12 protein-coding genes are annotated in these 14,031 nt (G+C 42.7%); 10 read left to right on the top strand and 2 right to left on the bottom strand.

The window, feature by feature from the left end:
• Positions 1–35 precede the first annotated feature (35 nt).
• On the top strand, positions 36–884 hold the full coding sequence (locus MHH56_RS21960; protein WP_339203810.1) for a DNA alkylation repair protein: 849 nt from the start codon (positions 36–38) through the stop codon (positions 882–884).
• A gap of 82 nt (positions 885–966) precedes the next feature.
• On the opposite strand, the gene MHH56_RS21955 is transcribed toward MHH56_RS21960, so the two are convergent.
• Positions 967–1,965 carry a LacI family DNA-binding transcriptional regulator gene (locus MHH56_RS21955; RefSeq protein ID WP_339203809.1) on the bottom strand — a complete coding sequence of 333 codons (999 nt, stop codon included), beginning with the start codon at positions 1,963–1,965 and terminating at the stop codon, positions 967–969.
• Between the two features lie 169 nt (positions 1,966–2,134).
• Between MHH56_RS21955 and MHH56_RS21950 the strand changes: the two genes are divergently transcribed.
• The 5 genes from MHH56_RS21950 (at position 2,135) to MHH56_RS21930 (ending at position 7,679) form a co-directional block, all read left to right on the top strand.
• Positions 2,135–2,896: an SDR family oxidoreductase gene (locus MHH56_RS21950; protein ID WP_339203808.1), complete on the top strand. Its 762-nt coding sequence runs from the start codon at positions 2,135–2,137 to the stop codon at positions 2,894–2,896.
• A 106-nt stretch (positions 2,897–3,002) separates the two neighbouring features.
• Positions 3,003–4,259 (top strand): glucuronate isomerase, encoded by a 1,257-nt coding sequence (locus MHH56_RS21945; RefSeq protein WP_339203806.1) that lies wholly within the window; start codon positions 3,003–3,005, stop codon positions 4,257–4,259.
• Between the two features lie 223 nt (positions 4,260–4,482).
• A complete protein-coding gene (locus tag MHH56_RS21940) occupies positions 4,483–5,502 on the top strand; it encodes a LacI family DNA-binding transcriptional regulator (protein WP_339203804.1) in 1,020 nt (339 codons plus the stop codon).
• A 340-nt stretch (positions 5,503–5,842) separates the two neighbouring features.
• The gene (locus tag MHH56_RS21935; RefSeq protein WP_339203803.1) at positions 5,843–6,643 is read left to right on the top strand and encodes a GNAT family N-acetyltransferase; all 801 of its coding nucleotides are present in this window, start codon (positions 5,843–5,845) and stop codon (positions 6,641–6,643) included.
• Position 6,644: 1 nt separating this feature from the next.
• A complete protein-coding gene (locus MHH56_RS21930; RefSeq protein WP_339209699.1) occupies positions 6,645–7,679 on the top strand; it encodes a DUF1835 domain-containing protein in 1,035 nt (344 codons plus the stop codon).
• 102 nt (positions 7,680–7,781) lie between these two features.
• Here MHH56_RS21930 and MHH56_RS21925 read toward each other — a convergent pair whose 3' ends face one another.
• Positions 7,782–8,675 carry an AraC family transcriptional regulator gene (locus MHH56_RS21925; RefSeq protein ID WP_339203801.1) on the bottom strand — a complete coding sequence of 298 codons (894 nt, stop codon included), beginning with the start codon at positions 8,673–8,675 and terminating at the stop codon, positions 7,782–7,784.
• A 180-nt stretch (positions 8,676–8,855) separates the two neighbouring features.
• On the opposite strand from MHH56_RS21925, the gene MHH56_RS21920 reads away from it, so the two are divergent.
• From MHH56_RS21920 to MHH56_RS21905, 4 genes are all read left to right on the top strand, one after another.
• Entirely contained in the window at positions 8,856–9,713 is an 858-nt protein-coding gene (locus MHH56_RS21920; protein ID WP_339203800.1) for a phytanoyl-CoA dioxygenase family protein, read from the top strand.
• Between the two features lie 257 nt (positions 9,714–9,970).
• Positions 9,971–11,803: a UbiD family decarboxylase gene (locus MHH56_RS21915; protein WP_339203799.1), complete on the top strand. Its 1,833-nt coding sequence runs from the start codon at positions 9,971–9,973 to the stop codon at positions 11,801–11,803.
• Positions 11,804–12,087: 284 nt separating this feature from the next.
• The gene (locus MHH56_RS21910) at positions 12,088–13,065 is read left to right on the top strand and encodes an ABC transporter permease subunit (RefSeq protein WP_339203797.1); all 978 of its coding nucleotides are present in this window, start codon (positions 12,088–12,090) and stop codon (positions 13,063–13,065) included.
• Between the two features lie 67 nt (positions 13,066–13,132).
• Positions 13,133–13,993 (top strand): carbohydrate ABC transporter permease, encoded by an 861-nt coding sequence (locus tag MHH56_RS21905; RefSeq protein ID WP_339209698.1) that lies wholly within the window; start codon positions 13,133–13,135, stop codon positions 13,991–13,993.
• The last annotated feature ends 38 nt before the right edge of the window (positions 13,994–14,031 follow it).

Raw genomic sequence — 14,031 nt, 5'->3', positions numbered from 1 at the left:
AATTTTAAATGTCGTATAAGCGAGGGAACCGTGTTATGAATAATGAGAAAGCGATGTTTATTTCTGACTCCATTTTATACCGCAAAGGTGCAAGAAAGTTGAGCGATATTCCAAATGAAGTGATAGATCTGATTCATATGGGGAAACTGGAGACGGTCAATTTGACGGAATGGCTCGTTGTCGATCATATTGTACTGCTGCAAAATGTACTAAACGAGCTTGGTTTGCATCAAGAATCCGATCCCATTCTGGATAGGTTGAAACATTTGAACGAGAAAAAAATTATGAAAATCATACCTGCTATCGCAAAGGAATGGCTTAGTTTAATCGCTCGACTAGCAGAAGAAGAGCAGTCTAAACTTTACGACATAGTAGCTGCTCACCCTTCAGACAGTGTTCGCTGCTGGGCTGCTTTTATTATCGGAGTGGATCAGCGTTTAAGTTTAGTAGAGAAGCTTGCATCGATTCGTCCTTTTGCGGCAGATCACCATTTTGGCGTTCGCGAGATTGCTTGGATGGCTCTAAGGGAATCCATCTCCAATGATTTAGTGGGAGCACTTCATTTACTCGAAGATTGGGTGCGTGATCATGATGCGAATATTAGGAGATTTGCCATTGAATCCATTCGACCGCGAGGCGTATGGGCCAAACATATTGCTAAGCTGAAAGAAAACCCTGCTATGGCTCTTTCCTTATTAGAAGCTGTGAACAGCGATGATGCCAAATATGTTCAGGATTCAGTAGGCAACTGGATGAATGACGCTAGCAAAACTAATCCTGAGTGGGTAAGAGCTATTTGTAATGACTGGTTGGAGCGCTCAAAGGCGAAGGAAACGAAAAGAATTGTGGCAAAAGCGTTAAGAAGCTTGCCGGTATTTCGCTAAGCCCAGGAATGAGGGAAAAGCTTATACATATTCAAACAACAGGGCTATCCTCAAGTAGTGTTATCTACTTTATGGGACAGCCCTATTCAGCATTTGAAAACCGTTTAGAAGTAGAAGCACGCAAAACAAGTTCGGGTTCCAAGTGAACCGTCTTAATCATGTTTGGAGCATCGATAAGTTCAAGAATAGTTTTGGCTATTGCCGCTGCGATGGAGGAGAGGGCAACACCTACGACGGTCATTGGAACCTCAAGATTCTCCATCTGCGGAAGATTGTCGTAACTAACGACAGAAACATCATGAGGAACGGAGAGGCCGAGTTCACTGACGGCGCGAAGGATGCCGCGAGTTAGATCGATACCGCCGCTTATGACAGCTGTTGGTCGAAGAGGACGATCCAGCATCATTCGTGCAGCAATATAACCATCGTGAAATTCTAAACCGTTCATTTGGAGAATGGAATCATCTGTTAAACTCAGCCCATGATGTCTAATCTCTTCTTGAAAGGCTTCGATTTTTACAGCTTGCAGCGGGTCATGCGACTTCGGTTCCCCGATGTATGCTATTTCTTTATGACCTAAATTTGCCAAGTGACGAACCGCTAGCCGAATGGCTTGACCACGGTTAACATCGACTGCGGAATAGGGCGTATAGTCAGCGGCACCATAGGTGAGAATTGGGATTTGCATGGCGCTGGAGTCGATTGGATTAGGTTTATTATCCCTGTCTCCAAAGGCGAGTATGGCATCCACTTGATAGCGGCGAAAAGTTTCGATCGCGGATTCGATGTTGCTAATAGACAGCAACGTGATATAGCCGTATTTCTCGAGCTCCTCATTAAGCCGTGTAAGAAGGGATGATAGGGCTGCGCGTTCTATTGATGGCCATACGATGCCAATCGCTCCGCTTTTTCTCGAGACGAGGCTTCGAGCAGCAATATTGGGTTGATAACCCATGTCTTTGGCGATGGAAAGGATATGCTGTTTCGTTTTATTTTGTACGAGCGGGCTGTCTCTAAGTGCCTTGGATACTGTAGAAAAGCTGACGCCTGCACGCTCTGCGATATCTTTGATGGTTACCATAGCTTCCCTCCGAAAGGAACTTTAACGACTATTATCATAAGTCATACATCCTATCATAGTCCAATTATTATGCAAATGAAAGCGGTATAATTGGTGTAGACAGTATGGGCTTATTGCGATATTATGAAAAATAACAACGTTGTTATTTTGATTATAAGGTGGTTTTCTCATGTTTAATTTAACCGATACCGTATCCGTTGTAATCGGTGGAAATGGTGTTCTTGGCAGTGCCATGGCTTCTGCACTGGCTGAAGCAGGATCAAAAGTAGCCATCGTTGGCCGCGATATGGAGAAAGCAAAATTAGTATGCAATCAAATAAATAGCAGCGGCGGAACGGCGATCTCTTTGCAAGCAGATGCAACAAAAAAAGATGAACTAGAAGCGGTGCTGAACGATATTCTGCAATGGGGAGGACGTATAGATACCCTTGTAAATGCTTCAGGAACAAACAGCCCCACACCTTTCTTTGATTTGGAGATGGATGAATGGGATCGAATTATGGACGTCAATTTAAAGAGTGTCGTGCTGGCTTGCCAAGTGTTCGGTAAACAATTGATTGAACAGGGCAGCGGCGGCTCCATTATCAATATCTCTTCTGTCTCCTCATCACCACCGCTCTCTCGCGTGTTTACTTACTCAGCATCGAAGGCAGGAGTTAACAGCATCACGCAATTTTTAGCACGCGAATTTGCGCCAGACCGAGTAAGAGTTAACGCTATTATTCCAGGTTTTTTCCCGGCGGAGCAGAACAAAAAAATACTTTCACCCGAAAGAGTAGAGTCGATTATGCAGCATACGCCAATGAATCGTTTCGGAAACCCGGATGAGCTGAAGGGCGCGGTTGTTTATTTGGCTTCATCCAAAGCGTCTTCATTTGTTACCGGCTCATTCCTCCGCGTGGATGGCGGATTTGGTGCGATGACGATATGACCGCGTTTACAGCTAAAGGAACGGACAACAACGACTGCATTTGAACATATAAGGCGCATAAAGCTTTGGGGAAACGGTTGAAGCCAATAAGAGAGGGGAAAAGGAAATGAGTACTCAAACCATTGCAAGCCTAGCAGATATTAAAGCGACGGTTGATCGTTTAGCTATGAGTACGCCTGTTACGGATATGCATACGCATCTATATGCTCCTGAATTTGGGGAACTGCTTTTATGGGGCATCGATGAGCTATTGACTTATCATTACTTAATTTCAGAGTCGTTCAGATGGTCAGAGGAGGAGTACAGCCAATTCTGGTCGATGACAAAGCGCGAGCAGGCGGACTGGATATGGAAGCAGCTGTTCATTGATCATTCTCCTGTAAGCGAAGCTGCAAGCGGATTTATTACGATTGTTAAACGCCTTGGATTCGATGTATCTTCACGCAATCTTGACGATTACAGGCAAGCACTTGCGAAGCGTACGGTAGAACAGCAGGTAGATACGGTCATGCAGATCGCTGGAATTGAGAAAATCGTCATGACGAACGATCCGTTTGATCCTGTTGAACGTCCCGTTTGGCTGTCAGGCAAAGGAAAAACGGATGCCCGTTTCTATGCGGCGCTGCGAGTTGATGCGCTTCTTAATGATTGGGATCATGCGGTGAAAGAGCTGCAAAATCTTGGTTATGATGTACAAGCGGAATGGTCTGAGCGGACAAAGGCAGAAACAAGACGTTTTCTCTCGGAATGGATTACTCGGATGGATGCGCTTTATCTTGCCGTGTCGATGCCTGGTGATTTTGAATATCCAGCCGATGATCATCGAAGCAAGATGATTGACGAGGTTATGATTCCTGTATGCCAAGCAAAAAGTATTCCGTTTGCGTTAATGATTGGCGTACGCAGACGGGTGAACCCATCACTCAGATTAGCAGGCGATATGAGCATGTTGTCTGATGTATCCGCAGTGGAAGCCTTATGCCGCCGTTACCCTGAGCAAAAGTTTCTCATCACGATGCTGGCCAGAGAAAATCAGCATGAATTAACGGTGCTTGCTCGTAAGTTCCGGAATCTGATGATATTTGGCTGCTGGTGGTTTCTGCATATTGAATCGATGGTCGAGGAAATGACACGTTTCCGAATAGAGCTTCTAGGTACTTCAATGATTCCTCAGCACTCCGATTGTCGTGTGTTTGAGCAATTGATTTACAAATGGGAGCATTCTAGAAAAATCATTGGCAATGTTCTTGCAGCGAAATACGAGAAGCTGCATCATAGTGGATGGACGGTGACGGAAGAGGAGATCAAGCGGGATCTGGATGATATGCTGAATCAAAACTTCTGGCGTTTTCTAGGCAGGTAGTAAATCATTTAAGGTTATCCGTTAAAAAAGCTCAAGGTGATTCTATCCGTAAAATGCGGTGTGGATCACCTTTTCTTATGATATTGGCGCAGTTTGAAGCATTGGAAATATTGTTCAAAAAATAATTGAAATCGATTTCACTGTTTGCTATATTATTAAATATCAACTTGATATCGCTTTATTTGTTTATATCTGACAAAATTTATAGCAAAGGTCGAATCTTATGGATGTTAATATCGTTGATGTAGCTAAAGCGGCAAAGGTATCACCGACTACTGTCTCGCGCGTGTTAAACAATAACCCGCTCGTTAAGAACAAAACGAGGGAAAAGGTTCTCATGGTTATTGAGCAAATGAACTACGTTCCCAATGCTGCAGCCAAAAATCTACGCCAGCAAAAAACGTTTACCATTGGAATAATAGTGCCTGATATTATGGTTGCGTATTACTCTAATTTAGTAAAAGGAATTCAGAACAAGGCGCATTTGGAGAAATTTAAAGTCATTATCTGCGGTACCCAAAACAGCAGAGAAATTGAGCTCGGTTATCTTCAAATGCTAACGAACAGAACGGTTGACGGCATGATCCTGATTGAGTCGTTACTGCCGAAAGAGACGGTTATGGAGCTGCTCGACAGAGGTTATGTCATAGGGTCTATTGGACGCAGTATCCTGGATTCCAGAATTTATAATGTCCAAACGAATACGACAGAGGTCGCCATGCACGTGGTTGAGCATCTCATCGAGCAGGGGCACAAAGATATAGCATTCATAAGCGGCTATAATGATGCGATCGATAGCTTGGATCGTCTGGAAGGCTACATCAAAGGATTAGAAAAACACGGAATTCCGATCCGGCCAGAGCTTGTGGAAAATGGCGATTTCAACAAAAGAGGCGGATACTCAGCTTTAAAGCGCCTTTGGGATGCAGGGCAGAAGTTCACAGCTGTTTTTTCTGCCAATGATGAGATGGCATTAGGCATTTATGCCGCGTGCAGAGAAGCGAATGTAAGAATCCCTCAGGATCTAGCTGTTTTTGGCGTAGACAATGAAAGAGTTTCGAGATATTTGGTGCCTCAGCTTAGCACGGTTAATCAATTGAAGATTGAGATGGGCTATGCTGCTGCGGAAATGCTTATCAAGAAAATTAAAGGTGAGATGGCGGACGACGATGAGCGTATTGTCGTTGTTGATTCTCAGCTGTGCATTCGTGCTTCTTCAAATTATAAAAGAGTGCAATCATAATTTCAGATTATGAATATCTCTTTTTCACAAAATGAAATCGATACCATTTTAAAATATAGCCGCTTTGCATACAAGAGACACGACTTCCATGAAGTGCGATTATTCATCAACCAAATCGTGAATCGCAATAAATATAAGAAGCAATTTTTCTAATATAGGGCGTTGTCCTTTCATCCAAAACCTCATAAAACGAGCCATAGTAATCATTCTATAGGCTCGTTTTATTTTGCTGATTGGTCTGTTAGTATGGCATACTGAGCAAGACAGATGTGATTCTTTTTTGCCGGCAGTCACGTACCTAAGTAAGACGGAAAGAACAAATGGACGACGGAGGCTTTCGATGAATAAAGAACAACTTATAGCATTGTTTAATAAGGAACAACGGATCGATCAGACTATTGCGGGCTTTCGTCGTGAAGAAGAAGGTGGAATGATTAGGCAGGTTTCCCTTACAGGCGGGGAAGGATATGTAACCTACTCAGCATTAACAAATGAAACGGTTCAACATGCGATTAATGAGCAGCTATCTTACTTTGAGCAATTGGATCAGCGGTTTGAGTGGAAGCTATATGACTATGACCAGCCCGCTAATTTAAAGGATAAACTTCTTGAGCATGGATTTACGATTGGAGATCCCGAGGGATTGCTGGTTATGCAGCTAACAGAAGGAGATTTTATGTTATCCTGTGAAATTCCTTCCTCTATCATACGAATCACAGATGAAGTAGGAATCAATGACATCGTCTCACTGGAAGAAGAAATATGGGGAGAATCACATCGCGAGCTTGGAGAGGAATTAATACGAAATTTGAAAAATGATCCAGATAGCTTGTTCATCTATGCAGCTTATGAAGAAGGAAAAGCGGTCAGTGCGGCTTGGGTGTATTTGCATAATGGAACTTCCTTTGGAAGCTTATGGGGTGGTTCAACCTTATCTGAATACAGAAATAAAGGGTTGTATACTTCTTTACTTGCTGTACGAGCACAGGCAGCTTGGGAAAATGGATTCCGCTTGCTGACGGTAGATGCTAGTCCGATGAGTCTTCCTATTCTGAAGAAAAGGGGCTTTGATCTTCTGGCTTATTCTTATCCCTGTGTATCGCCAAGTATAGAGGAGAGGAAGGAGATAGCTTTTGAATAAAATGCTGGAAATACGCAAGGCGGTCGAGGAGCTTTCTACAGATGATGTGAGACAGGCTCTAAAGCTAGTTATGCTTCAAATTGAGATAGCTGAGCAGAGTTTAGAGGCTCGAGAGGATCTCTTCAATAATTTGAAAGAACTTTACGATTCATTGCTGAATTCCCAAAACAATAATAAGAGAGAGCTGGATTCGGCTGTCACGAAAATTCATATTGTGTTTGGAGACTCTGTTGCAGGCAGTTTGAAACTGGCTATTAAACAGCTTGGGTTAGCGGATTCCAATAAGGTCATTACTCTTAATGAAAGCTTCTCTATAGGCCCAATATGGCAGCTGCATAAGGAAGAGGGATGGCTTAAGAGGAAGGAGTGGTTTAGAAATAATATTAATGTTGGTTATGACGAATCATATTTTGATATGGAAGAGGAAGCCTCCTCTCATCAAAGCTTATTAGCACAAATTCCAGAGCAAGCTTCAATTGTCATATGGTGTGGCAACAATGCTCATGAGCAGACTGGTTTGCGTTATGCGCTTTATTTGCTCAGACACCATTTAAATCGTATTTACGTGTTTAATGCAGAAGAGGCCTGCAGCAGAAGGTATAATACACCCGAAACATTCATTAACTATTTGCAATTAGGAGAGGTTCCGGTAGATAAGTTAAAGGCTGTTATAGGTGAAGCAGAGGAAAATGGGCAGACAACTGGCGACATAAGGCAGCAGTTGGAGAGGGAATGGCTAGCGCTTGCAGAGCATGATGAGGTGCTGCGTATTTGGAATGAAAGTAAAATTCAACATGTAGATGAAGATTACTTGGATGATTATTTGTTTGAAACGGTGGAGTCGCTGCTGCAGCATAAACCAAAAGATGAATTTATAAAGGCGGCCAGAGTAGTTGGCCAAGCATTGGGCTATTATGAGCAATGTATTGGAGACAGCTATTTCGAATATAGACTGCGCTGTCTTGTTTACGCAGGCAAATTAGAAATAAAGGGAGTGCCTCGTGCAATGAGGTTTTATAGTGTAAGGCTGAAATAAGCTCGCATGCTTTCCCTTTTATTTATCCAGATGGAGCTTTCCCGTCATGTCGACGGGAAGGCTTCTTTGGGCTGTGTATCAGAGCAAAAGTCATGTATTTATTTATAGATTAGATTTTGTAGATTGGCGATAGAGAGTTGGCGTTTGCCCTGTAAATCGTTTGAAAAATATGCTAAACGTATGAATGGATGAGAATTGCAGCTCTTCTGCGATTTGCGAGATCGCTTTCGACGTGCTTCGAAGCTCGGACTTCGCTTTATCCAAGCATAAGTGACGAACATATTCTCCGAGGGGAATGCCAACGGCATTTTTGAATTCCCTTGCGAGATGCGAGCGGCTAATATGGATAGACTTTGCTAGCTGCTCGGGATCATAGTTATAGCGAACCTCACGATGCAGCTGATTCATTACTTCAGTAATCGCGTCGTTAAGCGGCCTTGGAGGGGTCTCGGCTGCTAATGCTGGATCAAGAAAATGACGGAGCGTCGTAACTAGCAGCTGTTGAAATAACCCCTCCACCATGGGCAAGCTTAAATAAGCGTTATTTTTAATTTCGGTAATTATATGCTCGAAAAGTGCTTTTACTCGGCTATCTTGATCATGAGCGATTCGTTGAAGCCCAATGCGATAAAATTCAGGATACAAATGGTGGAGCCTCTCAAGCCTAAACCCGATGTAATAGAGCTTGAAAGGCTTATGTTTTCCTGCTAACCCGAAATGGATTTCTTCAGGCTTAGTAAGCAGGAGCTGGCCTTTCTCAATTTCATAAACCGTTTTATCGATTTTGTATTGACTGTACCCTTCATCCACGTAGCATAATTCGAAATGATCATGATAATGAATCGATGTGCTCCAGTTTTCATAATGGTTCACACCGAGATAATAAATATGGCTCGCATCAGAATCGAAGGGCAATTCGATTCGAAACTCACCATCGTTTTCAATAACAAGATGCTGTTTGGGCACCTCGTTCTTCAATGATTTATTTTCACTCATTCGCGTATTCCTTCTCCTCTTCAAAACAATTACCTTCGATTATACCTTTTCAGCACAAAATCTCAACAAGCAATAATGATCAAAAACTTTAAATCTATGCATGGGATTAAAAAATACAACGTAATTTAACCGGTTTATAATGATCATATGTTTTAAATATGATTACATGAGGTGCTTAATATGTCTATGAATGGTCAACTGCGTAAAGATTGTCTCCCTGCACAAGAAGATGTCGCATTTTTTGCTGAAAATGGTTACTGGATTTCGCCTATTATTTTCTCTGAGGATGAGCTAGCGGAAATCGTTGCGCATCAGGATCGTCTATATCGCGGCGAATACGAGACTGGAAAAGCACCGGTATGCAATTGGCTGGAGGGACAGGATAATCCGCGGGCTCTGAGGAAGACAGATAATTCGCATTGGTCAGATCTGACTTTACGTAACGTAGCAGTAAACGCTACAATCGGAGGAATTGCCGCAGCCCTGATGGAGACGGAAACGATAAGGTTGTTTCATGATCAGCTGCTGTATAAACCAGGAAGAGGTACAGGCAAGGAAACAGCAAATGTAGGCTGGCACCAAGATTACGCTTACTGGCAATGCTGCGCGGGTCCGACGCTCATTACGGCTTGGGTTGCATTTACGGATGTGGATCTATCAAATGGCTGTATGCAGATGGTGCCGCGCAGCCACCAGTGGGGCTTGTTGAATGTAAATGATTTCTTTGAGCAAAATTTGGAGAAGCAGCAGCAAGCAATGGACATCCCGGAAAACGAAAAGTTTTCAACAGTACCTGTTATTATGAAAGCCGGGCAAGTAAGCTTTCATCATGCATTGACTATCCATGGAAGCGGGCCTAATACGAGTGATCAAGCACGCCGCTCGATGGCGGTTCATCTCATGACGGGTGAAACCAAATATAAATACGATGCAAAGGGCAATAATCATTTTAATGCACAGATGATGAACGGCAGAGAGGGAGAAATATACGAGGGCGACGCTTGGCCTGTATTGTATACTGCAAAAAACGAATTGTAAGGCAAGAGAGGCGCCTGTTAAAGGATGCCTGCCTATACTTTTGTAGTAGAGTAAGTATATAATCAATACTATAAACTTCGTTAATAAGATGATAAAAATACGCCATTTATGGCGTATTTTTATTTTTTGCTAATACTTGGCTGCATATAACACTTGGTTTTTGTTCGCGTTTGACAATAGGCAACAATATGAATTAATTTTAATAAAAAGAGCGTGAGTTTTGATCACCCTATCAGGCTGAGATTGGAGAATTTCAAATGTATCGCAATTTAGAAGAATGTGTCATTGACTTAGAGAAAAACGGACATTTGGTTCGTATAAAAGAAGAAGTTGACCCGTACCTTGAGATGGCTGCTATCCATATGAAAGTTTATGAGGCTGGCGGTCCAGCGCTGCTATTCGAAAATGTAAAAGGCTCTAAATTCCGGGCAGTTTCTAATTTGTTCGGAACGGTAGAGCGCAGCAAATTCATATTCCGCAACACTTGGGAATCGGTGCAAAGTGTGATGGAGCTGCGCAATGATCCCATGAAGGCATTAAAAAATCCGTTTAAGCATGTCAGAACCGGTTTGGCCGCTTGGAAAGCTCTTCCGGTTAAGAAGTCGGGCAGTCTGCCAGTAACCGCGCAGGAAATACAAATTTCGGATTTGCCGCTTATTCAAAGCTGGCCAATGGATGGCGGTGCATTTGTAACTCTGCCTCAAGTCTACACGGAAGATCCGGACAAGCCAGGAATAATGAACTCCAATTTGGGTATGTATCGTGTACAACTGAGCGGCAATGATTATGAAATGAACAAAGAAATTGGCGTGCATTATCAGATTCATCGCGGCATCGGCGTGCATCAAGATAAAACGAATAAAAAAGGCATTCCTTTAAAAGTAAGCTGTTTTGTTGGCGGTCCTCCAGCACATACGCTGGCAGCTGTTATGCCGCTGCCTGAAGGATTGACAGAAATGACTGTTGCTGGAATGCTTTCAGGCCACCGTTTCCGCTACAGTTATTTGGATGGGTTCTGTATTAGCAACGATGCTGATTTTGTTATAACTGGAGAAATCCATCAAGGCGAGACGAAACCTGAGGGACCATTTGGTGATCATTTGGGGTATTACAGTCTTACTCATCCTTTCCCTGTCATGAAAGTTCATAAAGTGTACGCGAAGCCGGGAGCGATTTGGCCATTTACCGTTGTTGGCCGTCCGCCGCAGGAGGATACTGCGTTTGGAGAGCTCATTCATGAACTGACAGGTGATGCGATTAGACAAGAAATTCCTGGTGTAAAGGAAGTGCATGCTGTAGATGCAGCGGGTGTTCATCCTCTGCTTTTTGCAATAGGGAGCGAACGGTACACCCCGTATCAGCAAGTGAAACAGCCGGCAGAGCTGCTCACCATTGCTAATCGGATTTTGGGTACGGGACAACTGAGTTTGGCAAAATACCTTTTTATTACAGCTGAAGATAAACGGCCGTTGGATTCACACGATGAAGTGGATTTTTTAACGTATATACTAGAACGTATCGATCTTAGCCGTGATATTCATTTCCATACAAATACGACGATTGATACACTCGATTATTCGGGTACGGGATTAAACAGCGGCAGCAAAGTAGTCATCGCAGCATATGGGGACAAAAAAAGAGACTTATGTACAGAAGTGCCCGATGTTTTCAAAGAAATAAGCGGATTTGAGCATGCGCGTATGGTCATGCCGGGAGTTGCAGTCATCCAAGGCTCTGCATTTATGAGTTATGCCAGTGCTAAGCAGGAAATGCAATTGTTATGTGATGCTATACAAGAAAAGGGAGCTCTTTCTTCATGCCCTATGATTATAGTAGGTGATGATAGTCATTTCATTAGCGAGACGATTAAAAACTTCCTATGGGTTACCTTTACGCGCAGCAATCCATCACACGATATGTATGGCGTGAATAGTCATTATGAGAACAAGCATTGGGCTTGTGACAATTTGATTATTGACGCTCGTATTAAACCGCATCAAGCACCGCCATTAATTCCAGATCCTTCGGTACTGAAGAGCATCGAGCGATTATTTGTTAAAGGTGCCAGCTTGGGTGGTTTGAACATATAGCTGTACAGCACACGACACGCCTTTTAAGGCGTGTTTTTTTTGTCATTTTAAGGCCATTTTTGAAACCATCCTCACCGATTTTGTTTGCAAAAATCAATAAAATGATCGAATTTATCATAAAAGCCTGTGAAAGTATAAAAAATCGGGTTTTTATTATATAGTTTCAACATTTTTACAGAGTTAGAATGTAAATGAGCCTAATGAACGGCATTTGCTGCTGAAGATGCAGGACGCTTCAGTGCTAATTTGCAAAAATTATATCAATTTATTATGGGAGGATGAGCATGTCGCAAGCAACAACGAAGGTAAAGTACACAGCGACTCCGCCGGAGAACAGCCCGAGAAAAAAAACCTTTTTCAACCGCCTGATGAAGCAAATGGATGTGCAATTGATGGTGTGGCCGGGTATTTTGCTGATATTCGTATTTGCCTATATACCGATGTATGGTGTATTGACGGCGTTTATGGATTACAACCTTTTTACGGGATCGAGAATATTCGATAACCCTTGGGTGGGCTTTAAACATTTTGAAGCGTTCCTTACTGCACCTGATATCGCTACGGTCATGAGAAATACACTTATGATCAGCCTTTTAAAGCTATTAATTGGTTTTCCAGCACCGATTATATTGGCGCTAATGCTTAATGAAGTCAGGCATATGGTGTTTAAGAGAGTCGTACAAACGATTACATATCTACCGTACTTCATGTCATGGGTTATTGTAGGCGGCATGGTTATGGCGTTGCTTTCAACTGAAAACGGCAGTGTCAATATGCTGCTTGAAGGTGTTGGAGCGATAGATGAACCGGTCAACTTCCTGTCCCTAAAGGAATACTTCTGGGGCATACTGGTTTCGACCACGGTATGGAAGGAAATCGGCTTTGGCTCGATTATTTACCTTGCTGCAATTGCAGGTGTAGATCCGCATTTGTATGAAGCGGCAGATATTGATGGAGCCAGCAAGTTTAAGCAAATTTATCTCATAACGATACCAACGATTATGCCGGTTATTATCATCTTTATGATTCTAGCAATGGGGAATTTATTGAGTGCTGGTTTTGAAGATATTTTGATCCTTGCCCAGAATCCAATTCTAAGACCGGTGTCGGATGTTATTGATACTTATGTATATCGGGTCGGCCTGCAGAATGGGAAATTTTCTTACGGTGTTGCAGTTGGTTTATTTAGAGCAGTGATCAGCGTATTGCTCTTGACGGCGGCTAACTACCTAGCCCGTAGGTCCGGCAACGGCTTATGGTAGAACATTACTTCATAACTGGGGGCGAAATCAATTGACTTTCAAGCGTTTGAGCTATAACGACCGAGCTATGGTTGTATGCATATATGTATTCCTCATTTTGTTAGCTTTCTCCGCATTGTATCCGTTCTGGAATACACTCGTTGTATCGTTGAATGAAGGAACAGATACAGCCAAAGGCGGCATTACATTTTGGCCAAGGATGTTTACATTTGCAAATTATGAAATTGTTTTTCAGGATGACAAAATTTTAAATGCATTTTACATTTCCTTTAGCCGAACGATCATTGGAACCATATCAGCAACATTTTTGACAGCATTGCTCGCGTATGGCATGTCAAAAAGCTATTTAATGGGTCGTGGCTATTATTCCTTTTATTTCATCTTTACGATGTACTTCGGCGGCGGGTTGATTCCAACTTTTCTATTGATTAAATCACTCGGTTTGATGAACAGCTTCCTTGTTTACATTATTCCCGGTCTAATCAGTGTATGGAACATGATCGTTTTCCGAACCTTCTTCAAAAGCTTGCCCGTGGGATTAGAAGAGTCGGCTCAAATTGACGGCTGCAGCAACTGGGGAATATTTTTCAAAATGGCGCTCCCGCTGTCTATGCCAGTAATCGCCACACTTGGTTTGTTTACGGCCATTGCCCATTGGAATGATTGGTTTGCGCCATCGATCTATGTTTCTAATCAAGATTTGCTGCCTATTCAAACGATATTGCGGAAAGTATTGAACTCTAATGTTCTAACGGATGCGATCGGAAATGACAGTATTGCTAGTGAGAAAATGGCATCGAAAGCCCTTACCTCCAAATCTCTTATTAGTGCAATGATTATGATTGTGTCTCTTCCCATTATCGCTGTATATCCTTTTCTTCAAAGATTTTTTATGAAGGGTGTTATGGTTGGATCTCTAAAAGAATAGCTTGTTGACCAGCGGTTTAAGGCGAATGTCGCTTTGGA

Source organism: Paenibacillus sp. FSL K6-3182, assembly GCF_037976325.1.
In the GTDB taxonomy this organism is placed as follows: Bacteria; Bacillota; Bacilli; order Paenibacillales; family Paenibacillaceae; genus Pristimantibacillus.
The sequence above is the reverse complement of the archived record's forward strand: the minus strand, read 5'-3'. Positions and strand labels throughout refer to the sequence as shown.